We start from the raw sequence: 25,537 nt of genomic DNA on the forward strand, positions 1-25,537 counted from the left end.
TTCATCTTAATTATGAGATTGACCATAAACCCAGCAATTTTTTTAGTCTTTATAATATTGCCGTTGACAGTTTTTCCCCAAGACAAATACAATCTGGACTTTGACAACTTTAACCCCAAAGAACAGAAAATACCTACAGGTTGGTTCAAATGGGGTTTTTTTGAAAATTTAAGCGGGGAAAAAATAAGTGACGGAAACTATGCTGGAAAAGTAGTTTCTGACGGAAACGGAAAATTCGGGTGCATCACCTACTGGATACCCGCAAATTATGTTGGCGATACAATTAAACTATCTGGACGTATAAAATATGAGAACGTCAAAGACTATGTCGGACTGTTAATGCGAATAGATGGTTATTCGAAGAAAAAGTCATTAGCCTTTAAAAGTATGCAAAGTCTTAAAATCAGGGGGACAAATGACTGGAAGGAATATTCTATACAACTACCTTATCCGAAAAATGCCAAGGCCATATACGTGGGTGGTATTTTAGGCAAAAAAGGCGTCGCTTGGTTCGATGATTTTAAAGTTACCATCGACGGAAAAGACATTCAGACTTTAAAGGAAACCGAAAGATTGACGTTAGAGAAATACGATTCAGGCAAACTAAAATCGGCTTTGTCGAAATCTTCTAGTCAATTGGACTTGCCCAATGAACAAAACATTCGCAATAATTTAGACTCATTGATAGAAAAAGTAGGCGACAAAAAAATAGTTGCAATTGGAGAAAACACTCACGGAACTTCTGAATTTTATCAAATCAGGGAAATCATTACAAAAAGGTTGGTAGAAGAAAAAGGGTTCAATCTTGTGGTTTTGGAAAGCCCATACGATGATATTGAAATCTTGAACAGAGATTTGAATACAAGACCATTGGACAGTTTAATCCGCAAACATCTTTTTTCAATTTATCAGACACAAGAAATGAAATCCTTTTTGCAATGGTACAAGGATAATAGGTCTGTTCATAACATTGAGTTCAAGGGTTGCGACGATTCATATTGGACTTTCTACGAACTACTAAAAGACCGTGTTAACTCAACTAATGATGACAAGCTTAACAAACTCTTAAAAAATCTAGAAACCAATATCCAAAAGAGTTCGAATGACAATTTGAAAAAAGAGTTTAAAATCAATAATTCGATTTACAACGACATTTTATCAATTGAAAATCACTTGAAATCAACAAACAGCCTGACCAAACAAATCGAGGAAATTCTATTCAACGGAAAAAATACGTATGTCAACTATGTCAGCATAAAAAACAAAAAGCCCATTCAAAGCAGAGATGAAATAATGGCCGATAGAATTTCATTCTTGGCTAAAGAATCAGACAAAAAGATTATTGTATGGGCGCACAACGCACATATTTCTAACGAAATAATAACTGATAACGAGATAGGAATAATGGGGCGTGATTTAAAAAAGGAATTTGGTAAAGATTATTACACCATTGGATTTACGACACTAAACGGCAACTATTCATTTATGGACGAAAAATTCATAAACGGCGACCATAACTATACTGAAAAACTCAAAACAGCATCTTTTCAACCGATAGAAGGCTTATTTTGGGAAAATGCCCTGTCAGAAAATGGCAATTCATTTATTGTTGATATGTCAACTCTGACGAATGAGCTCGACACGGATAAGATTATTGGTCCGACAAAATTAATCGGTTACTCAAAGGAAAGCGAGGAGGATATTTACTTTCTTCCCCTAATTAAAGATTTTGATTGTCTGATATTTATAAAAGAAACAAATGCAACAACACCAATTTTTGAATGAAAAAGGGCAGTTGCCAACATTGGCTATAAGTAATTGCTTGTTCTCGTCCACTTCTGAAAATCCTTGCAGATTTTCTATTCGGTTGTTATTTGCTAAATTAGGTGCTTAAACACGCAACAAACCATATACAAACACGTTGTGCGTAATTTAAAATCATACTCTGAAACAAACATTTGAATATAAAGCAAGATGGATTTGGTACTTCTTTTGGAGTTGGCTCCTCTTGGGAATAGTTCTAATTTACTGGCTGTTTATTGAAAAGTCTGAAATTTTAATTGCATTAAAAAATCTGGACTTGCCACAAATACTCAAATATGGAATTCTTACATATTTTTTGGTTCTAATCATCAACGAATTACTTTGGTTCTTATTTGGAAAGTATGAGATAATAATTGACCGAAAGAATATATGGACAAGAAAAAGATATGGACTTTACAACTTGAAAAAGAATTACAAAATTTCAGAAATTGCCAACCTCAAAATTCTTCACAATGTCAAAAGTGACCCTTATATCAGACTGAATATTTTTTGGAGTCTATATGCACCTCACAAGGAGGTTATTGGATTTGAATACAACGGAAAGGAAAGAAAAGTAGGAATGGGAGCTAAGGATTTTGACGCCAATGGAATTAAAAATAAAATTGAGGAAAATAAAAACTACGCACAACATGGTGTATAATTAATTGCGGGCGGATTTCCCAAAATGGAAATCCTTGCAATTAACTATCTTCGTTATAGGCGGACATTTTCCGCTGGAAAAGTCCGCAAATAATCATACACGAACCGTTGTAAAACATTTAAAACATACCGATGAAACTAATAATTTCTACCTTACTTTTAATTTCACACCTAACATTATTTTCTCAGTCAAATAATTTTTATGGTGATTATTATCGTGCACTCGGGAAAGAAGGAACTCATTTTATAGAATATAAATTGACATTAAATCAGGATGGAACATTCATCTTCCACTCTTATTCAAATAATAAACAGGGAATTCCGCCTGAAGTAAATAAATACGGAAAAGGAAAATGGATTGCGAAAGGTAAAGTGATTATTTTCTTATCAAATAAACAAGAAGACTTTGATGAAAAATATACTTTAGATTTTAATAATTCTAAGGCAAGATTTGTAACAAAACATCCGAGAGACAAAACTGACCGAATAATTAAAACAAAACTTCAGTTTTTTGAATCTGAAATCTTTTGGATAAAAACAATTGATATATTCAAAATATAAAAACGTTTTACAACACCGTATAAAAATAATTTCGGTTCAGTGATTAATCAAAGGTCGTTGCGAGTTTGTAACGTCTGATTTTCCTTCGGAAAATCCTCGCATACAAACCCGCAATTATTCTTATACATAAACGCTATATGTAATGTGGACCGCCATATTTTATTCCCAATACCGTCGAAAACCAAAAAAGGTTTTCACTATATTTCCATAAAATATCGCGGACTACACATAGCGCTGCGTTGTGTACAATTATGAGAAACATCCTACTTATCATTTTAATTTCGGTTTCAACTTCGTGTTTTTCGCAAATAATAATTGACACCTCTGAAATTAAATCAATAAGATATGAATGGAAACTTGATAAGAAAACAAATGACTCAACTCTAAATCAAATTCTGACTGAATATAAGAACGGAATATATAAAGAAGAATTTCCAAGCTTTAGAAAAGAACATCACGAATACCCTTTTATAAATATTTTTGAATCAAAATCTCCACATTTAAATCGTGACCTTAAATTAAGTCTAAAAATTCATTATTTTTCTGCAATGGATGGGGAGCAAAAGTACTTCTATGATAAATTTGGTGTCATCGATAGCGTTTATTTTAATTATCAAAAAGACTCATTAAAAGAATGGTCAATTAAAATAGAAAAAACATTTAGAAAAAAAGGGAAAATAAAATGGGTTATTAATGAAAATGGAGAAAAAGAAGTATTCAATTATAACTTATTTGGAAAATTACAAAGAATAGATGTTTATAAGGACTCTCTACTTCATGAAATAAACACTTACAAAAATGGTTTATTAATTAAACAAAGCTACCCTAATAGAAAAAAATATAGGAAAGAGTTCATATACGAGTATAATAAAAATGGAAGGCTTCTAAAACAAGACGATGATGATTACCATTTTTACAAATATGAATACAACAAATTCGGAATAGCCAAGATTGAAAAAGTTTACAAGAAAAAAAACATTGTAATGGAATACACAATATTCTCTTACAATAAAAATGGTCTATTGAAAAGCAAAATAGACTTTTGGAGAAATGGCAAATTAAGGAACGAATATGTCTACCTGTATAAATAACTGTACACAACAAAACCTATAATCAATACGGGCTTCGGGCTTAACGAATGGTTTGTGTATATTTATAAGGTCGCTAAATTGAAAATTACGCGTCAGCGAAATATTCAAAATTAGCTATGGACAAATTAAAAAAAAGCAAAACAATAAGCTTTAGCTTCGTGCTCATACGGAAACGAAGAGTTTCCTTGCCTCCGCACTACGCTTAGCTCAAGCGTTGTAACCAATTTTGACTTATGGCCAGAATTCTATCATTATTCTTTCTTATTGTAATAGTTTCTTGTTCGCCCAATAAAAATTTAACCGAGGAAAAACCCAAAAATGGTGTTTACAAAGAATATCATGAAAATGGAATATACTCAGAATTGAATTTTGCGAATGGAGTCCTCATCGATGGAAAATCCTATTTTAAAAATGGTGAGCTTTATGAAGAGTATACCATCAAAAATGGAAAATTGAATGGACAAACTGTGAGGTATTATGAAAGCGGTGAAAAAGAAACTATTTACGAACTTAAAGATGATATTGTAATAGGTGGGAAAGGCTATTTTAAAACAGGAGAGAAGAAATATGATTTTAAATATGAAAATGGAGCGAGAAATGGAATTACAATTGAATACTTCAAGAATGGTAAAAAGAAAATGGAATGGAATTATTCAAACGACAAATTAAAAGGCCAATCGATAGAATATTTTGAAAATGGAGATATTAAAGACGTATGGAATTATTAAAAACTGATTACAACAATTTACTGAGAATCAAACTTAAGATGTATATAAGCCATTAAAACGGCTCATATACGAGACCGTTACCTGCAAGCTGAAAAAAGACACTGTAACTATCATCAAAATAGAGCATTTATGATGGACAATTATTCAATTACAATGCGATTAACAATAATCATAACAGGTTTCCTACTTTCAATAATATCCTACGGACAGACATCCCTAAAAGAAATTGGACTTAAAGCTGGTAAATATAAAGTAGGCTTTAAGCATTATACAATCAATGATAGCACGAGAACCTATCGAATTCATAATGAGTTTAACAACCAACTCATTGAAAGACCAATCCCTATAAGTATTTGGTATCCTGCGAAAAAAGAGGAAAATAATTCTGAGCAATTAACAGTCCTAAACTATTTAGAGATTTTAAAAGAAGAGGAAGAATGGAAAAATTTACCGAATTACTTTCTGTTGGATTGGTTTCCGTATTTATGGAACACGCCAGAAAATAAAGCTCATCTTTCTGAAAAAGTAAATGCTTTTTCTAATCCAACATTATTAGACGGAAAATTTCCAGTAGTAGTTTATGCACCAAGTTATCAAGCCTCTTCAATTGAAAACTTTGCGTTATTCGAGTATTTAGCCAGTAACGGTTTTGTAGTGATATCAAGTGCTTCAAGGGGAACAAATACGCGTTGGTTGGAAGGCGGAACTACAAAAGATATGGAAACGCAATCGAAAGATGTTGAATTTCTTCTAAAAGAAATTCACAGCTACGAGAATATTGATATTGAAAAAGTAGCATTAATGGGGTTTAGTTTTGGTGGTTTGTCAAACGCCATAACTGTTATGAAAAACAGGACCATAAGGGCAATAGTTAGTTTGGACGGAACCGAGAGGTACAATTATCCTGTTTTGGAAAAATCACCCTATTTCAATTTAAATAAATTTTCCATTCCTTATGTCCATTTTGCTCAGAAAGAGATTCCGAAGGAAGTTCTAACCACAGACAAAATCCCTGAAGACTTGAACTACAAATTTCAACTATACGATTCTTTGGAACATAGCAATATTCACAGATATAGATTTCACGACCTAACACATTCTTATTTTAGTTCTTTCGGTGTCTTATTCGCTAACAGAGATAAAAGGCAAGATAAAAGTGATGATAAAATAATGGTTTCCTACAATTTGCTTTGTCAGCATACTTTGCAGTTCTTAAATGCAACACTAAAAAATGAGAAAAAGGCGATTGATTTCATTGAAAACAAACCTGTTACAAACGGATTTTCCGATAGTTTGATTTCCAAAGAATCAAAAAAAGCTATAGAAAAAGAATTTATATATAGGGATTTCAATGATTTAGCTTTCAAACAGGATTATCAAGATTTAATCCCATTATATACAAAAACGATTTCTGATTATCCAAATCTTGAACTTCAAGAAGGAATGTTAAACACATTAGGATTGCGATTATCTTTTAATCCTGAGAAGAAAGGGCAAGGATATAATGTCTTTTTATTAGCATTACATCTATATCCAAAATCCGCAAATTTATATGATAGTTTAGCCGAAGCATATTTTTATAATGAGGACTACCAAAACGCAATTTTGAATTACAAAAAGTCTTTGGAATTAAACCCTGAAAATCAAAACGCAATTGGCCGATTAAAACAACTAAAAGAATAAAGCCAGCAGGTAACAATTTATCCTATGAAAAGCCATAGTCCAGTTCTTTAAAGCTAATTAATATTTTCTTTTTGCTTTAAAGCAAAAATTATACATTACAATCTTTATAATAGGGTTGATTACGATATTTATACAAATTATCGATCCCATGAATTTAATAAGTGGAATAAAAAAAGTCAGTGGCTGACACCGAATATAATTTATGGCCAGTCCTAAGCTACTTTCGATAATCAACGCGAGATATAATACCTTTAATGCCAATTAAACCCCTTAAGACCTCATTGAATATGAAGGAAAAAAATGATTACCCATCAACCTATTCCTGTACCGAAGTTTTTACATAGTGTTCCGTTGTTTTTTGTAAATTTTCCGAAAGCGATTTGAGCCAAATTATATGGTTGGAAATTAAATACGCTTCTTGGAGTCCGTGCAAGGTATCCGTATCCATTGTAGTTTTGCCTAGGCTAATTTCCTCATCACGTCTATTAGATAATTGAACATACTTGTTAAGTAATTTTTCCTCAGCGTCCATTAATGCCTCTGTAGGTACATTTTTGGATGCACTACCCTGTTCCAAAATTTCATATGCAATACCAAGGGTACTAGAGATTCTATGGAATAAACGCTGTAACTCCGCAGATGCAGGTGTGGTTTTATGATTGACCACAAAATTACCAATGCCGGCAATTGCGGAAAGAATAGCTTGGTTCAAGGTTACCATCTCATACAACAGTTGAAAATTTTTCTGCTTTGATTTTGGATCTTGGGTCAACCGTTGAAACGAGGCATTTAAATTACCAATGGCCAAAAAGGCTTCCTTTCTTGCCACATTATAGGCCAATTTATACGTAGCGGTATCCTTATAAAATTTTTGCATTGCCAAGAGATAACCATTGTTGGTCTTAAACGCATTTAGCAACACTTGTTTAAAATTATCCGCTTCCCAACTAGGGAATATCGTATAATTGGCCACCACCGCAATAATGGCGCCCAATACGGTATCTATTACACGGTATTGGATTACTTCAAACGCATTGGGGTTTATCAGTGAATACACGAATACAATACTGATAGTAATTAAAGCGGCCGCAAACTTATAATTCCTCTGTATCAAGGAAAAGGCCAAAATCAAGGAAACAAATGCCAAAACGGCATACACAATTGTATTTTGGGTCAACAGAACCACCCCTATTGCGAACAAGGCCCCTATGAGCGTTCCTATAATCCTATCTGTAGAACGTGTCTTTGTAAGACCGTAACTTGGCCGCATAATAACCACAATGGTCAAGAGAATCCAATAGGTATTCTGTATATCCAAAAAATACCCCAACAGATACGCAAACAAGAGCGCTATGCTGAACCGGAATGCATGCCTAAACAAGGTAGATTTAAAACTTAAATTTTGGGTCAATACCTTAAGACCAAATTCTTGATTGGTCAAAAAATAAGCAGAGTCCTTTTTTTTCAAGGATAGATCCGGGGTATTCTTTACATTCGCCATAATACGCCGTACCACCCTAATTTCGGCTACCAATCGCTCTTGATAATCAAAAATTGTCTTAAGGGTCAACGCACCTTCCCTTGCGGCCGGCAAACCTATTTCCGCAATATATGAAGCAATTGTTTCGTTGGCTTTTTCCAATGCGTTCAGCAACACATGTTTATTTGGAATTTTATCTTTCTGGATCAATAGTTCCGCAAGGTGGATAAGATGATTTCCCAAAATGTTGTTGACCTCTTTAAAAGGTAGTAGATAGTTGCGATGTTCCGCATGAATACTATGAACCACTTTATTATTGATATGCATTGCTTCTATAAGCTCGAATATATTTACCGAAGCACGCAACATTAGCAATTGTTTTTCCTCATAAGGGGAAAGTCCCGAACGCTTACGTTGGGTGAGTAAAATTTCCCGCAAGGTTTCTTGTTTATCGTTTATCTGATTTTGAAGAAAAAATGATTCTCGTAAAAGTTCATCCTGTTGGTCATTACCTGCCCATAATTGGGTACGTAACCTTAAATAAGTTCCTAATGCTTGCAAGGTGTCTGATAGTAATTGGTTTTGATCTTTATCCGGAGCCAATTTTTGAAAAATTAGGGAAACCGCCAAATACCACAAACCGCCTACCCCCATTAAGCCCACTTGAATAAAAATTTCCAAAGGCGTTTCCTTTTGGATAGCAAATGCCAATACCATGGACAGAAGACCTGAAAAAGAAAGTAAGGACGCCCTAAATCCATAAACGGCAATTAATGAGACCATAAAGGAGACAACTGCAATAACCAATACTACAATGAAAAATATAGGTTTTGCAAATAAGACCAATAGTGTAACGAGCATTGTCAACAGAATACTAATCAGTATGGCATTTATCCTCCTTGTAGCACTACCCGGTATATCACTTGGGGCATTTAACAACACTCCTACTACAATTGCGGGCGCATATTCAAAATACCCCACTGCGTAAAGAATGGCAAATGGCACAATAATACCCACACCCAACCTTAGCCCTCGGTCAAAACTTGAGCTTTTAAAAAACAACTCCAACTGGGTAAGTTTCTCCTTCACTAATTACAGATTTACGATGTAAAGTTAGGCATGATTATCCTGATATAATGATCCTTACACACCTTAATAATGATACCAGTCAATTATCTAATTGATAGGGTCTTTCTCTGCATAAAATATGCTTTAAATTTCCAATAGAAACTAAAAATGAAAACAATCATGATCAAATATGCAATAAGCACCATTGCGGTTACACTCATCATGGCATCCTGTTCCAGTTCCAAACAAACGGTTGCCACTGATTCCGGTTCTTCTAGTTCTACAACAGAAGTAACCACTAACACCGCGAAGACACAAGCTCCCGAAGTCCCTACGGATATGGAAAATACGGATAACACGCCCGGTCATTTGAATGTTAGTCCGGCTACCCAGGCCAATGGTTCTACCGGTGCAATGAACAACCGATTGGCAAAATCAAGCTTAACAGAAAGCCTGGAAAACGACAAAACGTTATTTGCCACATTAGGAATGACCAAAGATCAAATCAACACCTATAATGCGGCAATGGACAGATTTAAGAAACAGCAAAAGAATATGGCCAGTGGAGAAATGATGGGTTCCATAGATAGTGAACGTAAAAGGCAATTAGAGGAAATACTTACTACGGAACAATATGATATGTATAAAAAATTGGCAAAAAGCGGTAACTGATACACCATATTTTACAATTGAAAAAGAAAATTGAATATTAAATACCGTAAACGGTTTGTGACAACACAAACCGTTTTTGCATTTGACCCATTTAGAAATACCAACAAAACAAGGGTATTATGTATTTTTTATAATTCATTACGGAATACCGTAAAAACTTTAAAGTTTTAGCACTTAGGTTTGGGGGCTTAAATACTACATATAATTTTGGCCATCCTACTGAAAAAGTATTTCGGGGGAACTAACTGATTTGGTAGGCATGGCCTTTATTCTAAAAAAATTAATACCAAATTCTATGAAAAAATTATTCATAATCATTCTCACTGTACTCATTTTTGTTCCTAAACAAAATAATGCTCAAGATAATGGAGCGGTGGTCGCTGGCGCCGTTGGTGCTTTGGCTGCTATTGGCGCTGGAGTAGCTGCCGTTGAACAAATGAAAGAACGTGCAGAATTAACAGCTACAGAATGGTTGCTGGCCAATAATCCAGATATTACAAGCTTTTCCTTAAAAACAATCGATTTTGAAGGCAAAAAATTAAAGGATATGTCTTCTGCATCGGTAATCACATTTAAAATTCAAGAATTTACACCAGGTGACAAACCAGAACTAAATGGTAGAAAACAAGTATTGTTAGGTTTTACAAGTCACGGTTGGATTAATGAATATGGTATTGATTTCAATAAAATCAAATGGTTTTTAATCGATGAACCCGAATGGACAAAAATGATGGTTTCATATGTAAAAGTTGCTTCTGGAGAAACCAGTGACTTTAATGTAAAATCGACATTACAGAACGGCAGAATAGTAAATAAAGGAGTTAGATTAAAAAATAAAATGACAATTCCATTTTATCAACTATCTGGTGATATGTATGTAGTCACAGATTACAATAATGAAATGAAATTTGTGTACAATGAAAAATCACTTGGTATATTCCTTAAAGACACAAAAGACTTAGTACAAATAAAGCGAAGCAGTCTCATAGAGTTACATGAATTCTTTTTTGAAGAATAGCATTAAACCAAACTACAAACTAAATCTTATTTTCAACTTAAAATTTACCATCATTATAATATACTCTTGAAAAAAGTAAATATGTATTCAATTTTGGCAAATTCACTTATGGTGCTTACCTTGTTATGCTGACACAATTTTTAAGCACCTATAAATAATGATTGCATTAATTGAAAGAGCTAATTCATTTACCGACCGTATAGCCATTAAAAGTGATAGCCAAAATTATACCTACAATCAATTATTAGAGCAATCAACATCTGTTGCCGCTCACCTACTTCAAGACCAAAAAGATTTAAATCAAGCTAGAATAGCCTTTTTAGTTCCTGCTAGTTTTTCATATGCCGCTGTTCAATGGGGCGTTTGGAAAGCCGGTGGAATTGCGGTTCCGTTATGTGAAAAGCATCCCTTACCGTCTATTCAATATGTACTGGAGGATACTAAAGTTACAACAGTCATCTATACAGAAGCATTTGAAGAATTGCTTTCACCTCTTTTTAACAACACCACTATTCAATTTCTAAATTATGCGGATATTACTCCTAAAAAATGTGAGCTGCCTAAAATAAGTCTAGACCGTAGCGCACTGATTTTATATACCAGTGGAACTACAGGGCTACCCAAAGGTGTAGTAACCACTCATGCCAATATTGAAGCACAGATTACGGCTTTGACCACCTCTTGGGAATGGAACAAAGACGACCATGTGTTAAACGTGTTACCTCTTCATCATGTGCATGGTATCATCAATATGTTAAGCTGCGCCTTGTGGAGCGGTGCTTGCTGTCAGTTTTTGCCAAAATTCAACCCCAAAGTTATTTTTGACATCTTTTTAAAGGACGAAGTCAATGTGTTCATGGCCGTACCTACCATTTATTTTAAACTGATTACTTATTATAATGAATTACCACCATCGGAAAAAACGGCTATATCACAACATTTATCAAGATTTAGGTTAATGGTTTCTGGCTCAGCGGCCCTTCCTGTAAGTGTATTGGAAGAATGGAAGGAAATCAGCGGACATATTTTATTGGAACGTTATGGTATGACCGAAATGGGAATGGCAATAAGCAACCCTTATAACGGCATGCGAAGACCGGGCCATATTGGTCAGCCATTACACGGTGTTTCCATTAGACTAGCCGATGAGAATGACCAAGCCGTAAATGAAGGTGAACCTGGAGAAATACAGATAAAAGGCCCCAACGTATTTAAAGAATATTGGGAAAAACCAGATGCTACCGCAGAATCATTTACCAAGGACGGATGGTTCAAATCTGGAGATATTGCCATTTATGATAAGGACAGCTATCAAATATTAGGAAGAAATTCCATAGATATCATAAAATCCGGAGGGTATAAGATATCTGCCCTAGAGATTGAGGAAGTTCTTCGTACACATCCACAAATAAAGGATTGCGGAGTTGTTGGCATACCAGATTTGGAATGGGGAGAAATTATAGGTGCCAGTATCATTTTAAAACATGGTAAACTGTCTACAGATGAATTGACCAAGTGGATACAGGAAAAATTACCGGCATATAAAACGCCCAGAACATATATTTTTCAGGAAGATCTGCCTAGAAATGTAATGGGCAAAGTAACCAAAAACGAAATCAAAAAAATGTTCACCCCTTAAAACACAACATGAAAATATATGGAGTAGCATTACTGGCCGTTTGCTTTCTAACGGGTAAATTCTTAGGAAATCTGTTGGGCAAACTAATTGGTATTGACAGTGATATTGGTGGTGTGGGCTTTGCCATGATTCTTTTGATCGGATCAAGTATTTATCTTAGAAAGAAAGGCTGGCTAATTCCGGAAACCGAAAAAGGCATTTTTTTCTGGAGCTCTATGTATATTCCCATTATTGTTGCAATGGCTGCGACATTAAATGTAAAAGCCGCGCTATCTGGCGGCTTTGTGGCAGTTGTGGCCGGTATCGTAACGTCGTTTGCATGTATGCTACTTGTGCCCGTACTTTCCAAAATTGGCAAAAATGATAAACATCCAAAAATTTAGAAATGGATATTATAGAAAAGGTCATTGCCAAAAACGGACTCATATTCGCATTTCTCTTTGTTGGTTTTGTAATGCTTTTTTCATTTATAATTTCCAGGAAATTATTGCGCAATAAAATTCCAGGGGTAGCCATTGCCATACTTGCAGGGCTCTCCTTAGCATTTTTGGGGGACCAAAAAGGTATTGCCAATATTCCCCTATTTGCGGGTATGGCCATTCTTGGGGGATCCATGTTTCGCGATTTTGCAGTGGTCGCTACCGCCATGAGTGCTGATATTTCAAAAATAAAACAAGCTGGTTTGGCGGGAATAATTGCACTATGCGCAGGGGTGACGGTTACCTTTGCCCTTGGTGCAACGATCGCCTATTTCATGGGATATACAGATGCGGTTAGCATGACCACCATTGCGGCCGGGGCAGGCACCTATATTGTTGGTCCTGTTACCGGTACGGCTTTAGGCGCTAGTTCAGATGTAATAGCCATTAGTGTGGCAACAGGTGTCATGAAAACCATATTTACCACTATAATGACGCCTATTATCGCAAAAAGGATAAAGCTGGACAATCCCCATGCAGCGGTTGTTTTTGGGGGTTTAATAGGTACAACAAGTGGTGTTGTGGCCGGCTTGGCCGCAACTGACGAGAAGCTTGTACCTTACGGTGCCTTAACCGCTACTTTTTATACCGGGCTAGGCTGTTTGCTCTTTCCCTCCGTATTTTATTTATTACTGACCTTATTAGGGTTCTAGTATAGAAATTCCTTACTTTAATAGCACCCCTAAATATTCATTTATCAATATTCCCTTACATGCAATATTCCGTCACCGCAACCTCAACTTCAAAATTAAAGGCTACAGTAGATATTAAACAAACGACCATTGTTTTTGGCATTACTCCAGCTACTTCAGAAACCTTGGCCAACCCGGCAGAACTCTTTCTTTCTTCGTTGGCCGCCTGTATCTTAAAAAATGTGGAACGATTTTCTGAATTTATGAATTTTGAGTATACAAACGCAGTAATTACACTGAGTGCTACACGCCTAGAAAAACCACCACGTATGGATGATATAAACTACATCTTGCATATCCATAGTACGGACCAACATATCAACCTATCCTTACTCAAAAAAAATATAGAAAAATATGGGACAATATATAATACGGTAATGAAGTCCTGTGACATAAACGGTACAATTGAAATTAAAACCGGCCAACCAAATACCTAAACTTTGGTAATACCATTTATTGGATGTCTAAATCCTAATTGAATGCATCCCTAAAATTTTGTATCTTTTTTGTCCACATTTAAACCGCTACCAATGGAAAAGGCCTTACAAACCATGATTGACCATATGCCTGAAAAAACAGGTAAATCGTTGAATGAATGGAAGACCATTCTCAAAGAAAAATCATTTGCCAAACATTCTGAGGGTGTCAACTATTTAAAAAAAGAACATGGGGTTACCCACGGTTTTGCAAATACCATTGTTACCCTTTCAAAAGAAGAAAACCACGCTCCAACAGATTTGGTCGATCAGCAATATAAAGGAAAAGAAATCTTACTACCCATTTATGAAAAGCTCCTTCTTGCAATAAAACCTTTTGGCGACGATATTACCATAACTCCTAAGAAAACTACTGTGAGTATTATTCGCAAAAAGCAATTTGCATTGATAAAACCTGCTACTAAAACCAGAATAGATTTAGGTTTAAAAATAAATGACAAACCTACTACAGAGCGCTTGCAAAATTCCGGTCCGTTCGGTACCATGTGTACCCATAGAGTTCAACTTACCGAAGCTTCTCAAGTGGATACTGAATTAATTGATTGGCTGAAAGAGGCTTATGAAAAGGCTGTTTAACACAACCTTTTCATCAATTATATCGTATAAAGTTATCATACATTTTCTTGGCACTGTACCTTTGTTATATGAGTATTGAACAGACTGCCATTAAAACGACATACTTTAGTATTATAGGCAATATTCTATTGGCCCTAATTAAAGGTTTAGCCGGGTTTTTTGGCAATTCCTATGCACTGATTGCAGATGCCATTGAATCTACCACTGACATTTTCTCCTCTATTTTGGTGTTATTGGGCTTTAAGTATGCAGAAAGACCTGCAGATAAAAACCACCCATACGGACATGGCAAAATTGAACCAATAATTACATTTTTGGTTGTTGCGTTCTTGGTCATTTCCGCTACGGTCATTGTTCATGAAAGCATAGACAATATTCTTACTCCCCATAAAGTTCCCAAACCTTGGACATTATTTGTTCTAGGTGCCATCATTTTATGGAAAGAGATCTCATACCGAATAGTTATTAAAAAAAGTATAGAGACCAATAGCACTTCCTTAAAGGCAGATGCATGGCACCACAGAAGTGATGCCATTACATCTATAATGGCATTTGTTGGTATATCCATTGCCGTTATTTTCGGCAAGGGATATGAAACCGCGGACGATTGGGCCGCTTTGCTTGCTGCTGGATTTATTTTATATAATAGCTATTTAATTCTAAGACCTGCTCTGGGTGAAATTATGGACGAACAAAGGTATGATTCCCTTTTGGAAGAAATACGCGTTACCTCCTTACAGGTGCCCGGTGTTACGGGAACAGAAAAATGTTTTATCCGCAAAGCTGGAATGAAATTTCATGTAGACTTACATGCTTTGGTAGACGGAACGATTACCGTTACCGAAGGCCATGATATTGCACATAACCTAACGGACCATTTATGCGAAAAAATTCCCGTTCTGGGCCATGTCCATATTCATATTGAACCCAATGATGCCACACATCAAGACTATTTTTAACCCCAATATTTCCAAATAGATTAGTCCCTCAAAAAAATTTTGATGCGTTCCATAAAATTTCTAACACAAAGGATATCATCGTTTTTAATTGTTAGTCTCATATTTTAAATTAAGGCATAAAAGAAACTACATTGTTTCCCCCTTATGTAGGCATCTTTTAAACCCGTACCATAATTTAAACACTAACAATTAAACAAAAGTTTATGGAACATCCTGAAAACAATAAAAACCAAAAATATACCACGTTTTTATTAATGTGTATTTGCTCTGCATTTTCCATGTATATAACCATGTATTTCAATACTTATGAAATTAGCCATATTTATTTTAGCTGGACACGTTTATACATGACCCTAATTGGCGTTTCTGGAATGGCTATTATTATGTTCCTATTTATGCGTAAGATGTATACCAACAAAATAAAGAATATGACCATAGTAGGAGTAAGTCTATTGACAATGGGGCTATCCACATTTTTGGTCAGGAATCAACTACCAATAAACGACATTGCATGGATGAAAGCAATGATTCCACATCATTCTATTGCAATACTTACAAGTAACAACGCCAATATCAATGACCCAGAGGTACAAAAGCTGGCCAATGATATCATAAAAGCTCAAGAGCGCGAAATTATGCAAATGAAAGAAATGATCAAGAGGCTAGAGAATCAATAAATAAAATGTAAGCTATATTAAATGCCTTCTATAGATGCAACAAGGCCAAGGCATCTTCTGTTTTTCCTTCTGCCAACCACTGTTGTGCCAGTTTGTGCAATGCTACAGCATCTTCATTACCATTTAGTATAGATTTCACCTCTGCATGTGCTGCAATAGCAGCAATTGCTTCTTTTGTTGGTAACTCTTCTAGATTTCCCAATCTACCCAAGTTATTACCTGTTAATACCGTACTGTTACGCACAGCTTCTGGCAACATATCTACCCCAATGCCTTTGGTTCGTATAGGTTTAGGTATTTCAAACAAAGCATCGCCATTAGCCCTGCAATACCAATTACCGCCCATACGGGCAACCAAATCTAACTTAGGAGTATCCAACTTCCCTTCGGCATCTAGAAATTCTTTCTTTACGTGTATCTGAACTACTTTTGCCAACACTAGATTTCCTGCCCCTGGACCATCACCCAATGCTATTACCTGATCCACCACACACTCAAAAGCTACGGGAGCTTCCCCTACTCTTGGTGGCTTTACCTTATCACTTGGTACTTGGGTTAATCCTGATTTTACAAATTCATTTACACCATCACCGTATTCGGTACTTGATAATGACATTTGTTCTACCATGTCATAATTCACAATATTGATTACCGTTTCCTTTACTTCCAATACATTCTCCAAGGTGTGCTTGGTGGTATTGTCACGACCTCTTCTAGAAGGGGAAAAAATCATGATTGGCGGGTTTACACTAAATAGGTTAAAATAACTGAACGGACTCAAATTTACATTGCCGTCCTTATCTATTGTGCTGGCAAAACAAATAGGTCTTGGCGCTACAGCAGATAATAAATACCCATGCAACTCTTGTTGAGATATACTTGCCGGGTCTATTGTATTTATTTCTTTGTGTTGTGACATTGTGCTCATATTCTAAATTTCTTACTGGGTAAAATAGTACCCGTTACTTCACCAAAACCAACCCTTACGCCTTCTTTTTCCGCGAATCCGTTCAAGGTTATGGTGTCATTATCTTCAATAAAAGTGCGTTTGCTTCCGTCTTTTAATTTGAAAGGCTTTTTACCTCCCCACGAAATCTCCAACAACGATCCATAGGAGCTTTCATCTTTGCCCGATATGGTACCCGATGCCATGACATCGCCTACATTTACATTGCACCCATTTACGGTATGGTGTGCCAATTGCTGCATCATATTCCAATACATATACTTAAAGTTTGAGCGACTGATTATTGTTTCTTCCGAAGATTTGGAAGACATGCCTACTTCTAATTGTATGTCATAATTTTTGGCTCCGTCATATTGTAAATACGAAAGTACAGCAGGATCTTGCTTAGGACCTTGAACCTTAAATGGCTCCAGTGCCTCTAACGTAACAATCCACGGCGACATGGATGATGCAAAACTTTTGCCCAAAAACGGACCTAAAGGTACATATTCCCATTTTTGAATATCCCTAGCGGACCAGTCATTGAACAACACCAATCCAAAAATATGTTCCGATGCATTTTCAACTGTAATTCGTTCTCCTAATTGTGTAGGTTTACCTACAATGAACCCCATTTCCAATTCAAAATCTAAACGCCCCGATGCTTGAAATACCGGTGTCTCCATTTCATTGGTTTTCACTTGACCCATTGGTCTATGAATATCGGTACCGCTAACTACAATAGAAGAAGCGCGACCATGGTAGCCTACCGGAATATGCCTCCAATTGGGCAACAAAGCATTTTCTGGATCACGAAACATTTTACCCACATTGGTAGCATGCTCTATACTCGAATAAAAATCGGTATAATCGCCTATATGCACCGGTAAATGCATCGTAGCATCTTTCTGTTGCACAAATGCTTCCGGTTGATTTTTTAATGGCGAATTTTCTATCACCAGCAACTGCTGTATATCTAAACGGACTTTATTGGTAATCTTCTTTCCTAGAGCGATAAACTTGTTTAAAGTTGATTGATTAAAATAGTTGGCATTGACCGCTAACAATCCTAACTCTGATACCACAACCAAATCAACAATTTGCGCTCCAATAGCAATACCTGCTCTTGGCTGATCGTCGTTCACCGAAAAAATGCCAAAAGGAAGATTGTAAATGGAAAAATCTGAATTATGGGGTACGTTGACCCATGTTTTTAGTGTTGTCAAGTGTTTTCTTATTTCTGTTATAACCAAGATTTGTAATAATCGCCATCATCTAATTTCATGGCATTCTCAGTAACCATCAACGGCTTAAAGGTGTCTATCATAACCGCTAATTCTTCAGACCCTTTTTGACCTATGCTACGTTCTGCAGCACCTGGATGCGGACCGTGTGGTATACCTGCGGGATGCAAAGAAATATTACCCGGTTGCACACCGTTTCTACTCATGAAATCACCATCTACATAATACAGCATTTCATCTGAATCTATATTGGAATGGTTATATGGTGCCGGAATGGACTGCGGATGATAATCGTACAGTCTTGGCACAAACGAACAAATTACAAAGGCATTTGTTTCAAAAGTTTGATGTACTGGTGGCGGCTGATGAATTCTGCCCGTAATAGGCTCAAAATTATGAATGGAGAATCCGTACGGGAAGTTATATCCATCCCAACCTACAACATCAAAAGGATGCCCTACATACACCATTTCATGCATGACCCCTTGCTTTTTTACCTTTATCAAATGTTCATTGGTATCGGTAAATGTTTCAAGGTCTTGTGGCAACTTACAATCGCGCTCACAGAACGGAGAGTGCTCCAATAACTGCCCAAACCAATTGCGATACCTTTTTGGCGTATAGATCGGAGAATATGATTCGGCATATAATATGCGATTGTCTTCACTATCAAAATCTATTTGATAAATGGTTCCTCTGGGAATGATCAGATAATCACCATATTCAAACGGAATTTGTCCAAAAATAGTTCTTAAAGTACCAGATCCTTTATGTATGAACAACATTTCATCGGCATCGGTATTCTTATAAAAATATTCGCGTAACGACTTTCGTGGTGCCGCTACCCCAATGATGATATCACTATTGACCAAAAGTGGCTCACGAGCTACTAAAAAATCGTCTTTTGCGGGTGCATTAAAACTAACCAACTTTAACGAACGTATATTCTTCTCCAACGCAATTTTAGGAGACACATCTATACTCTTTACGATCTCTTTGACCATGGTAGGTCTATTATGATGATATAATAAAGAGGACATACCGTCAAAACCAATGGTACCGAACAATTGTTCCGAATACAACTCCCCATTGGGTTTTCTAAACTGCGTGTGCCTTTTTGGCGGCAACGCACCTTGCTTATGATAGATAGGCATATACGTTCGTTTTGTTAGTTACTACTATTTTATTAAAATTAAACTATTCTTGGCTTGTCAAGAAATCTGTTGAACTTATAAGGTTCCTCTTAATTCTTGCTCACGCTCAATAGCTTCAAATAAAGCCTTGAAATTTCCTTTTCCAAAAGAAGTTGCTCCTTTACGCTGAATAATTTCAAAGAACATGGTTGGTCTTGCCTGTACCGTTTTGGTGAAAATTTGCAACAGATATCCTTCATCATCACGATCCACCAAAATACCTAGTTTTCTCAATGATTCTATATCCTCATCAATTTCACCAACTCGCTCTGTCAATACATCATAATACGTTGTAGGTATGGTCAAGAACTCCACACCTCTACTTTTTAAATCAGAAACCGTTTTTACGATATCATCGGTAGCTACGGCAATATGTTGTACACCTTCACCTTCATAAAACTCCAAATATTCATCTACCTGAGATTTTTTCATTCCTGGAGCAGGCTCGTTGATCGGGAATTTAATACGACCGTTACCATTACTCATTACTTTACTCATGAGCGCGGTATAATCGGTAGAAATATCCTTATCATCAAAAGACATTATTTGCTTAAAGCCCATTACATTGGCGTAAAAATCTACCCAATAGTTCATTTTACCTTCGTTCACGTTACCTACCATGTGATCTACAAATTTTAAGCCAGTAGAGGTTGGCTGATAATCGCTTTCCCATTTTTGGTAGCCCGGTAAAAATGTACCGTTATAGTTTTTACGCTCTACAAAAATGTGCACTACTTCACCATAAGAATAAATACCAGAACTTACCACCTTACCGTGCTCGTCTTGTTCGGTTTTTGGCTCCATGTAACTTTTAGCTCCTCTTTTCATAGCCTCGTTGTATGCATAGGTAGCATCATCTACCCACAGTGCCGTTACCTTAACTCCGTCACCATGCTTGTCTATGTGCCTACCCACATCTGTACCACTCTTTAACGGTGACGTCAAAACCAATCTAATTTTATCTTGCTCTACCACATAGGATTCAAAATCCCTACTACCGGTCTCCAAACCTTTATAAGCTAAAGATTTAAAACCGAAAGCGGTTTTATAATAATGTGCCGCTTGTTTAGAGTTACTTACATAAAGTTCTAAATAATCGGTACCGTTAATAGGCATAAAATCTTGTGCCTCTTTGTGTTTGTTTTCTCCTACTGTTGAAGTTGACATAGTATATGATTTAGTTTTATATTGTTTTTTGTTGCTCATGCAACATATATGATAAAAAAATTTATGCTGTGGTAGTTTGGCTCTTCATTAAAACCTCAATTGCGGCCAAAAGTACTTTGTTAGCCTCTCTTACCCCAAAAGATATACGCACTTTTCCCGGCGCACCAAAATTACCTACAGGGCGTACCATTATACCTTTCTTTTCTAAAAACGAGGTAAACTCCATATCATTCACCGGCGGATCTATTAGCACAAAATTACCCTGTGTTGGCCAATATTTTATATTCATTGCATCAAGTCCGTTCAAAACAAACCTTCTTTCTTCCTTAACCAATGCTACAGTTTTGTTTACAAATGCTACATCTTCCAAAGCAGCAATTGCGCCCTCTAAAGCCAATGATGACAATAGAAAAGGTTTACAAATCTTACGCATGTAATTGCTTAGTTTTAAAGGGGCATAACAATAGCCAACCCTTAGACCTGCCAAACCATAGGTCTTTGAAAAACTATTGATCGCAATTACATTTTTACCTTCTACTACAAAAGGAATTCCCGAAGTGTAATCCTCTGCTTCTGCAAAATGTCTGTATACCTCATCTAACACCAGTACTACATGGGCAGGTAATTTATCAATGAAATTTCTTAAATCTGTCAGTGGAATATAATTTCCTGAAGGATTGTTGGGCGATGCTAGAAATACCAATTTTGTTCTATCATTAATAGCCTCCAAAATACCGTCCAAATTGTAATCATAATCCTCCGTCATGGGTACGTTGATCGCCTTAGCACCCATCCAACGGGTAAAGGCCGTATAAGGTAAAAAACATGGCTGACTCACAATTACCTCGTCATCTTCGTTCAAAAATGCCTTAGAAATCATATCTATAATTTCTGAACCACTATTTGCAGTAATAAAGTTATCTACGGTAAGTACACCATCAAAATCTTTCACCAACGCCTCACGTAATCGTATATCCGTATTATCCGGATATAGACTCAAATCATCTAAGGTATTTGCCAAGGCTTCCCTAACTTTTGGGGAATACCCTAACGGATTTTCGTTAGAGGACAATTTGTGAACGGTAACACCATCGGGCATTACAATCTTCTTACTTCCGCCTTTGTAAGTGCTATCTTCTAATATATATTTCTTAAAACCTGGTTGCATATTTCTCGAACTTTTTGCCAATTTGAACTAAGTAAAAATACAACTTTTTTTTATAATTGTTGCATTAGCAACAATTTTAACGATAAACTCCTGTATTTTTGGAAGAATAACTTTGAGATTATGGACAGGACGGAGGGCTTCGGCGTTTACATTGATCGTACTTTAAAAAAAGTACAGAGCACTTTTTTACAGGTATTTGCAGAAAACAACATTGATCTTACTATTGAACAATGGGTGATCTTACAACGTGTACATTTAGAAGGAAAAGACGCTTCGCAAGCTGACATTGCCAAATCTAACTTTAGAAATAGAGCTACAACCTCTAGGGTAATCAGTGGATTATGCAAAAAAGGGTTGCTTCGTAAATCAAGATTCAGGGATGATCAAAAAAGATATAAATTGGTCATCACGGAGGAAGGTTCAGCTCTAATAAAACAAGTAATGCCCTTGATTCTTGATTTAAGAAAAGTTAGTACTCTGGGAATCACTGAAGAAGAATTCGAAATTTTCTACAAAGTACTTGACCAATTATGGGAAAATTTTGATCAATACGAAGGTCGTTCATAGTCCTAAAACTTGGCTATTGGGAAATATTAAAATTTTTAAGTGATTTTGGTTTTACCAGTCTATAAATTTCACTAAGTTTGCACCCACATTTGAAAAATCAGTGTACGGTCGCATAGCTCAGCTGGATAGAGCATCTGCCTTCTAAGCAGACGGTCGGAGGTTCGAATCCTCCTGCGATCACTTTAAAGCCCCTTTTAGGGGCTTTTTTGTTACACCTATTTCTTTCCAAAGAAAGTATATCGCAACTACAGTACTTCTACCCATTTTTATTCTTATGTATTCTTGTGGTTCAACCAATTATATACGGCCAGAACAATGGCCAAAACAAGTAAAATATGGATGACCGCTCCTAATATTTTGAATACTAAAAAGCCAAGCATCCAGCCTATTACAAGAATAACTATAATGGTCCAAAGAATTTTTTTCATCCTACTTTTATTTTGACAAACTTATATCTGTGGGCATTTTTTGCCAATTGCCATAAGATTGCATTGTTCAATGCTAAAAGTATCATGGTAAACTAAATAAGATTGGTTCTAAAAGGTTGTTTGTTAATCCTATCAAAAGCGTAAATAACCCAATACAATTTTATCCCTAATTTTTTCTTGAATTATTTCTTTTTTGGGCTAACATATAAGCTGATAATGCTAATGCGCATAACCTAGGTGTTGGAAATTGCACCATAATGAATGCAGCAAATCAATTTAATAAAACGTACAATAGATTGTATCAGATTTCTGAAAAATCTGCCCACCTACTCTATGTCCTAGAGCAATTATTGGATAGGATGGATTATAGGTTGTCCAAAAATCTGAGAATAAAACAACGCTATTCTAGCGTGCATAAATTCTACGTTGAAATTACTACGGAACTTAAAAAATTAAAGATGGTCCATGGTTGCTCAACTAGTTTATGTAGGCCGCCCGCCAAACAATGGATAGATATACAAGCGCTGTTTTCGGCACAGAGCATGTTAGAAATTGAACATGTTTTGCAAGTGGCTACCTATGAACAACTTCAACAATATGATCAAATTCTTGGTACTACGGATATTCCCTGCAATCTGGCCAATGTACTTCATCTTCAAAGAAATCAAATACACACGGAATTATATAATTATGACACTTAAATAGAATTAAAAATATGGAAATAGATAATAATGTAACAATGGATATGGATATCCAAAAGTCTACGGGCATGGGCGCTATCTTAGCGAATGGCGTGGTTACCTTTAGGGTATGGGCACCCCATGCGGAAAACGTATATGTAAAAGGGGATTTTAATGATTGGAAGGATGATGGGGTTGCTCTTGAATCTGAATCCAATGGATATTGGGCAGGGGTAACCAAATTGGCAAAAGAAGGCGATGAATATAAATATGTTATCCATAATAACGGCACTACATATGAACGTAACGACCCATATGCTTTTGAAGTTACCAATAGTAACGGCAACTCTATCATAAGACAGTTGAACTTTGAATGGGAGGATGATGGGTTTCAAATTCCGGCATGGAACGAACTGGTCATCTATGAACTACATGTAGGCACATTTAACCGCAAAAAAGAGGACCAAGTAGGCACATTCAATGATGTTATAGAGAAGTTACCCTATTTAAAGGAATTGGGCATCAATTGTATTGAACTATTGCCGGTTGCTGAATTTGCAGGAGGTATATCCTGGGGCTACAACCCGGCCCATCCATTTGCCATTGAACAAGATTATGGTGGCCCGGATGCATTTGCAAAAATGGTGAACGAATGCCATAAAATGGGCATTGCCGTAATTATGGATGTCGTTTATAACCATTTTGGCCCTTCTGATGTTGACCTATGGCAGTTTGACGGTTGGAGCGAAAATGACAAGGGAGGAATATATTTCTACAATGACCATAGAAGTGATACCCCTTGGGGCGATACCCGACCAGATTACGGCAGAAAGGAAGTGCGCCAATACTTACGGGACAATGCCCTTATGTGGATAGAAAAATATCATTGTGACGGACTTAGAATGGATGCAACATCCTATATACGCTATGAAGGTGGAGGCTTAGGATACGATACCGAGATTGAGGAAGGGAATATACTTATGCGCGATATCAATGCGGAAATAAAAGAGAAATACCCGCATGTTCTTACCATTGCAGAAGATTTAAAAGGTGATAGCCGTGTAACGGACGACCCAATAGATGGCGGACTAGGATATGGAAGCCAATGGGATATGGAATTTGTACATCCGGTAAGGGAAGTAATCCAAGATACCCATGATGATGGCAGGGATTTACAAAAAATTGTGAATGCCCTTGAATTTAAATATAGCGGAGACTACTTTAAACGTATTGTCTATACGGAATCTCATGACGAGGTGGCCAACGGTAAGGCAAGGGTCCCTGAGGAAATACAACCAGGGGATGCCGAAAGCGATTTTGCAAAGAAAAGGGCCATTCTAGGTATGGTACTCACTTTAACCGCTCCCGGTATACCCATGCTGTTCCAAGGTCAGGAATTTATAGAGGACGAGTATTTTCAAGATACGGAAGGATTAGACTGGACTAAATTGGAAAAGCATACGGGCATTAAAAATCTAATTCGAGACCTGATCAACCTTCGTACCGGAAAGAGTAATCGTAGTTTTGGTCTACGGGCACAAGGCATTACCATCTTGCATTTTAATCAAGAAACTCAAATCCTTGCCTATGTACGTCATGATGAAAATGAGGAAAATGAACCGGTATTAATCATTTTAAATTTCTCCAACAAGGATTATACGGAATATGGTATTGGTGTTGAAGATAGTTCTGATTGGAAACTAAGAATCAATTCTGTTTACAAGGAATATGACAATGCGTTTACAGCAGAAGAAATCAAGGACCTTGATATTGAAGAGGAATCTACCGATGACAAGAAATGGACCGGTTTTGTGGATATTCCCGCTTATGGCGCCTTAATATTCACTAAATAAGCAATATA

The 25,537-nt window shown here is 36.3% G+C and carries 25 protein-coding genes and 1 tRNA gene; 19 read left to right on the top strand and 7 right to left on the bottom strand.

Features of this window, described 5'->3' with window-relative positions:
- The first annotated feature begins 12 nt into the window (after nucleotides 1-12).
- From Q2T41_RS05940 to Q2T41_RS05965, 6 genes are all read left to right on the top strand, one after another.
- Entirely contained in the window at nucleotides 13-1,785 is a 1,773-nt protein-coding gene (locus Q2T41_RS05940) for an erythromycin esterase family protein (RefSeq protein ID WP_304435315.1), read from the top strand.
- A 295-nt stretch (nucleotides 1,786-2,080) separates the two neighbouring features.
- Nucleotides 2,081-2,464: a hypothetical protein gene (locus tag Q2T41_RS05945; protein ID WP_304435316.1), complete on the top strand. Its 384-nt coding sequence runs from the start codon at nucleotides 2,081-2,083 to the stop codon at nucleotides 2,462-2,464.
- Nucleotides 2,465-2,595: 131 nt separating this feature from the next.
- Nucleotides 2,596-3,024: a copper resistance protein NlpE N-terminal domain-containing protein gene (locus Q2T41_RS05950; protein ID WP_304435317.1), complete on the top strand. Its 429-nt coding sequence runs from the start codon at nucleotides 2,596-2,598 to the stop codon at nucleotides 3,022-3,024.
- Nucleotides 3,025-3,275: 251 nt separating this feature from the next.
- On the top strand, nucleotides 3,276-4,115 hold the full coding sequence (locus Q2T41_RS05955) for a hypothetical protein (RefSeq protein WP_304435318.1): 840 nt from the start codon (nucleotides 3,276-3,278) through the stop codon (nucleotides 4,113-4,115).
- A gap of 233 nt (nucleotides 4,116-4,348) precedes the next feature.
- A complete protein-coding gene (locus Q2T41_RS05960) occupies nucleotides 4,349-4,843 on the top strand; it encodes a toxin-antitoxin system YwqK family antitoxin (RefSeq protein WP_304435319.1) in 495 nt (164 codons plus the stop codon).
- A 129-nt stretch (nucleotides 4,844-4,972) separates the two neighbouring features.
- The gene (locus Q2T41_RS05965) at nucleotides 4,973-6,526 is read left to right on the top strand and encodes a prolyl oligopeptidase family serine peptidase (RefSeq protein ID WP_304435320.1); all 1,554 of its coding nucleotides are present in this window, start codon (nucleotides 4,973-4,975) and stop codon (nucleotides 6,524-6,526) included.
- A gap of 316 nt (nucleotides 6,527-6,842) precedes the next feature.
- On the opposite strand, the gene Q2T41_RS05970 is transcribed toward Q2T41_RS05965, so the two are convergent.
- Nucleotides 6,843-9,095 (bottom strand): FUSC family protein, encoded by a 2,253-nt coding sequence (locus Q2T41_RS05970; RefSeq protein ID WP_304435321.1) that lies wholly within the window; start codon nucleotides 9,093-9,095, stop codon nucleotides 6,843-6,845.
- 147 nt (nucleotides 9,096-9,242) lie between these two features.
- Between Q2T41_RS05970 and Q2T41_RS05975 the strand changes: the two genes are divergently transcribed.
- The 9 genes from Q2T41_RS05975 to Q2T41_RS06015 all read left to right on the top strand — a co-directional run bounded on the left by Q2T41_RS05975 (nucleotide 9,243) and on the right by Q2T41_RS06015 (nucleotide 16,283).
- Nucleotides 9,243-9,746, top strand: a complete 504-nt coding sequence (locus Q2T41_RS05975) for a hypothetical protein (RefSeq protein WP_304435322.1) — start codon at nucleotides 9,243-9,245, stop codon at nucleotides 9,744-9,746.
- Between the two features lie 295 nt (nucleotides 9,747-10,041).
- Nucleotides 10,042-10,764 (top strand): hypothetical protein, encoded by a 723-nt coding sequence (locus Q2T41_RS05980; RefSeq protein WP_304435323.1) that lies wholly within the window; start codon nucleotides 10,042-10,044, stop codon nucleotides 10,762-10,764.
- Between the two features lie 157 nt (nucleotides 10,765-10,921).
- Nucleotides 10,922-12,403, top strand: coding sequence for an acyl-CoA synthetase (locus Q2T41_RS05985; RefSeq protein WP_304435324.1), 1,482 nt, complete (start codon nucleotides 10,922-10,924; stop codon nucleotides 12,401-12,403).
- Nucleotides 12,404-12,411: 8 nt separating this feature from the next.
- Nucleotides 12,412-12,786 carry a malonate transporter subunit MadL gene (gene madL / locus Q2T41_RS05990; RefSeq protein WP_304435325.1) on the top strand — a complete coding sequence of 125 codons (375 nt, stop codon included), beginning with the start codon at nucleotides 12,412-12,414 and terminating at the stop codon, nucleotides 12,784-12,786.
- 2 nt (nucleotides 12,787-12,788) lie between these two features.
- Nucleotides 12,789-13,535: a malonate transporter subunit MadM gene (gene madM, locus Q2T41_RS05995; protein WP_089262629.1), complete on the top strand. Its 747-nt coding sequence runs from the start codon at nucleotides 12,789-12,791 to the stop codon at nucleotides 13,533-13,535.
- A gap of 59 nt (nucleotides 13,536-13,594) precedes the next feature.
- A complete protein-coding gene (locus Q2T41_RS06000) occupies nucleotides 13,595-14,011 on the top strand; it encodes an OsmC family protein (RefSeq protein WP_304435326.1) in 417 nt (138 codons plus the stop codon).
- Between the two features lie 93 nt (nucleotides 14,012-14,104).
- Nucleotides 14,105-14,647 (top strand): DUF4287 domain-containing protein, encoded by a 543-nt coding sequence (locus Q2T41_RS06005; RefSeq protein ID WP_304435327.1) that lies wholly within the window; start codon nucleotides 14,105-14,107, stop codon nucleotides 14,645-14,647.
- Between the two features lie 68 nt (nucleotides 14,648-14,715).
- Nucleotides 14,716-15,606 carry a cation diffusion facilitator family transporter gene (locus Q2T41_RS06010; RefSeq protein ID WP_304435328.1) on the top strand — a complete coding sequence of 297 codons (891 nt, stop codon included), beginning with the start codon at nucleotides 14,716-14,718 and terminating at the stop codon, nucleotides 15,604-15,606.
- A gap of 203 nt (nucleotides 15,607-15,809) precedes the next feature.
- Nucleotides 15,810-16,283: a DUF305 domain-containing protein gene (locus Q2T41_RS06015; protein WP_304435329.1), complete on the top strand. Its 474-nt coding sequence runs from the start codon at nucleotides 15,810-15,812 to the stop codon at nucleotides 16,281-16,283.
- 28 nt (nucleotides 16,284-16,311) lie between these two features.
- Here the strand turns inward: Q2T41_RS06015 and Q2T41_RS06020 are convergent, their stop codons facing one another.
- The 5 genes from Q2T41_RS06020 to Q2T41_RS06040 form a co-directional block, all read right to left on the bottom strand.
- Nucleotides 16,312-17,202 carry a flavin reductase family protein gene (locus tag Q2T41_RS06020; RefSeq protein WP_304435330.1) on the bottom strand — a complete coding sequence of 297 codons (891 nt, stop codon included), beginning with the start codon at nucleotides 17,200-17,202 and terminating at the stop codon, nucleotides 16,312-16,314.
- 5 nt (nucleotides 17,203-17,207) lie between these two features.
- Nucleotides 17,208-18,455 (bottom strand): fumarylacetoacetase, encoded by a 1,248-nt coding sequence (fahA, locus tag Q2T41_RS06025; protein WP_304435331.1) that lies wholly within the window; start codon nucleotides 18,453-18,455, stop codon nucleotides 17,208-17,210.
- Between the two features lie 17 nt (nucleotides 18,456-18,472).
- Entirely contained in the window at nucleotides 18,473-19,627 is a 1,155-nt protein-coding gene (locus Q2T41_RS06030; protein ID WP_304435332.1) for a homogentisate 1,2-dioxygenase, read from the bottom strand.
- A gap of 75 nt (nucleotides 19,628-19,702) precedes the next feature.
- Complete coding sequence (gene hppD / locus Q2T41_RS06035) at nucleotides 19,703-20,833, bottom strand: 4-hydroxyphenylpyruvate dioxygenase (RefSeq protein ID WP_304435333.1); 1,131 nt, start codon at nucleotides 20,831-20,833, stop codon at nucleotides 19,703-19,705.
- Between the two features lie 61 nt (nucleotides 20,834-20,894).
- The gene (locus Q2T41_RS06040) at nucleotides 20,895-22,001 is read right to left on the bottom strand and encodes a pyridoxal phosphate-dependent aminotransferase (RefSeq protein ID WP_304435334.1); all 1,107 of its coding nucleotides are present in this window, start codon (nucleotides 21,999-22,001) and stop codon (nucleotides 20,895-20,897) included.
- Between the two features lie 120 nt (nucleotides 22,002-22,121).
- On the opposite strand from Q2T41_RS06040, the gene Q2T41_RS06045 reads away from it, so the two are divergent.
- Both Q2T41_RS06045 and Q2T41_RS06050 read left to right on the top strand, forming a co-directional pair.
- Complete coding sequence (locus Q2T41_RS06045) at nucleotides 22,122-22,568, top strand: MarR family winged helix-turn-helix transcriptional regulator (RefSeq protein WP_304435335.1); 447 nt, start codon at nucleotides 22,122-22,124, stop codon at nucleotides 22,566-22,568.
- Nucleotides 22,569-22,674: 106 nt separating this feature from the next.
- Nucleotides 22,675-22,748 (top strand) — tRNA-Arg (locus Q2T41_RS06050).
- A gap of 92 nt (nucleotides 22,749-22,840) precedes the next feature.
- On the opposite strand, the gene Q2T41_RS06055 is transcribed toward Q2T41_RS06050, so the two are convergent.
- Complete coding sequence (locus tag Q2T41_RS06055) at nucleotides 22,841-22,996, bottom strand: lmo0937 family membrane protein (protein ID WP_304435336.1); 156 nt, start codon at nucleotides 22,994-22,996, stop codon at nucleotides 22,841-22,843.
- Between the two features lie 257 nt (nucleotides 22,997-23,253).
- Here Q2T41_RS06055 and Q2T41_RS06060 point away from each other — a divergent pair, with 257 nt between their 5' ends.
- Nucleotides 23,254-23,697, top strand: a complete 444-nt coding sequence (locus tag Q2T41_RS06060; RefSeq protein WP_304435337.1) for a hypothetical protein — start codon at nucleotides 23,254-23,256, stop codon at nucleotides 23,695-23,697.
- Between the two features lie 14 nt (nucleotides 23,698-23,711).
- Entirely contained in the window at nucleotides 23,712-25,529 is a 1,818-nt protein-coding gene (locus Q2T41_RS06065; RefSeq protein WP_304435338.1) for an alpha-amylase family glycosyl hydrolase, read from the top strand.
- The last annotated feature ends 8 nt before the right edge of the window (nucleotides 25,530-25,537 follow it).

The organism is Maribacter confluentis (assembly GCF_030505015.1).
Taxonomy (GTDB): Bacteria; Bacteroidota; Bacteroidia; order Flavobacteriales; family Flavobacteriaceae; genus Maribacter; species Maribacter sedimenticola.

Coding starts and splice junctions, on each gene's coding strand:
- madM (WP_089262629.1), top strand. CDS start 12,789: ATGGATATTATAGAAAAGGTCATTGCCAAAAACGGACTCATATTCGCA.
- Q2T41_RS05940 (WP_304435315.1), top strand. CDS start 13: ATGAGATTGACCATAAACCCAGCAATTTTTTTAGTCTTTATAATATTG.
- Q2T41_RS05985 (WP_304435324.1), top strand. CDS start 10,922: ATGATTGCATTAATTGAAAGAGCTAATTCATTTACCGACCGTATAGCC.
- Q2T41_RS06010 (WP_304435328.1), top strand. CDS start 14,716: ATGAGTATTGAACAGACTGCCATTAAAACGACATACTTTAGTATTATA.
- Q2T41_RS05980 (WP_304435323.1), top strand. CDS start 10,042: ATGAAAAAATTATTCATAATCATTCTCACTGTACTCATTTTTGTTCCT.
- Q2T41_RS06045 (WP_304435335.1), top strand. CDS start 22,122: ATGGACAGGACGGAGGGCTTCGGCGTTTACATTGATCGTACTTTAAAA.
- Q2T41_RS06065 (WP_304435338.1), top strand. CDS start 23,712: ATGGAAATAGATAATAATGTAACAATGGATATGGATATCCAAAAGTCT.
- Q2T41_RS06005 (WP_304435327.1), top strand. CDS start 14,105: ATGGAAAAGGCCTTACAAACCATGATTGACCATATGCCTGAAAAAACA.
- Q2T41_RS05975 (WP_304435322.1), top strand. CDS start 9,243: ATGAAAACAATCATGATCAAATATGCAATAAGCACCATTGCGGTTACA.
- madL (WP_304435325.1), top strand. CDS start 12,412: ATGAAAATATATGGAGTAGCATTACTGGCCGTTTGCTTTCTAACGGGT.
- Q2T41_RS06000 (WP_304435326.1), top strand. CDS start 13,595: ATGCAATATTCCGTCACCGCAACCTCAACTTCAAAATTAAAGGCTACA.
- Q2T41_RS05960 (WP_304435319.1), top strand. CDS start 4,349: ATGGCCAGAATTCTATCATTATTCTTTCTTATTGTAATAGTTTCTTGT.
- Q2T41_RS06040 (WP_304435334.1), bottom strand. CDS start 22,001: ATGCAACCAGGTTTTAAGAAATATATATTAGAAGATAGCACTTACAAA.
- Q2T41_RS05965 (WP_304435320.1), top strand. CDS start 4,973: ATGATGGACAATTATTCAATTACAATGCGATTAACAATAATCATAACA.
- Q2T41_RS06015 (WP_304435329.1), top strand. CDS start 15,810: ATGGAACATCCTGAAAACAATAAAAACCAAAAATATACCACGTTTTTA.
- Q2T41_RS06055 (WP_304435336.1), bottom strand. CDS start 22,996: ATGAAAAAAATTCTTTGGACCATTATAGTTATTCTTGTAATAGGCTGG.
- Q2T41_RS05950 (WP_304435317.1), top strand. CDS start 2,596: ATGAAACTAATAATTTCTACCTTACTTTTAATTTCACACCTAACATTA.
- Q2T41_RS05955 (WP_304435318.1), top strand. CDS start 3,276: ATGAGAAACATCCTACTTATCATTTTAATTTCGGTTTCAACTTCGTGT.
- hppD (WP_304435333.1), bottom strand. CDS start 20,833: ATGTCAACTTCAACAGTAGGAGAAAACAAACACAAAGAGGCACAAGAT.
- Q2T41_RS06060 (WP_304435337.1), top strand. CDS start 23,254: ATGAATGCAGCAAATCAATTTAATAAAACGTACAATAGATTGTATCAG.
- Q2T41_RS06020 (WP_304435330.1), bottom strand. CDS start 17,202: ATGTCACAACACAAAGAAATAAATACAATAGACCCGGCAAGTATATCT.
- Q2T41_RS06030 (WP_304435332.1), bottom strand. CDS start 19,627: ATGCCTATCTATCATAAGCAAGGTGCGTTGCCGCCAAAAAGGCACACG.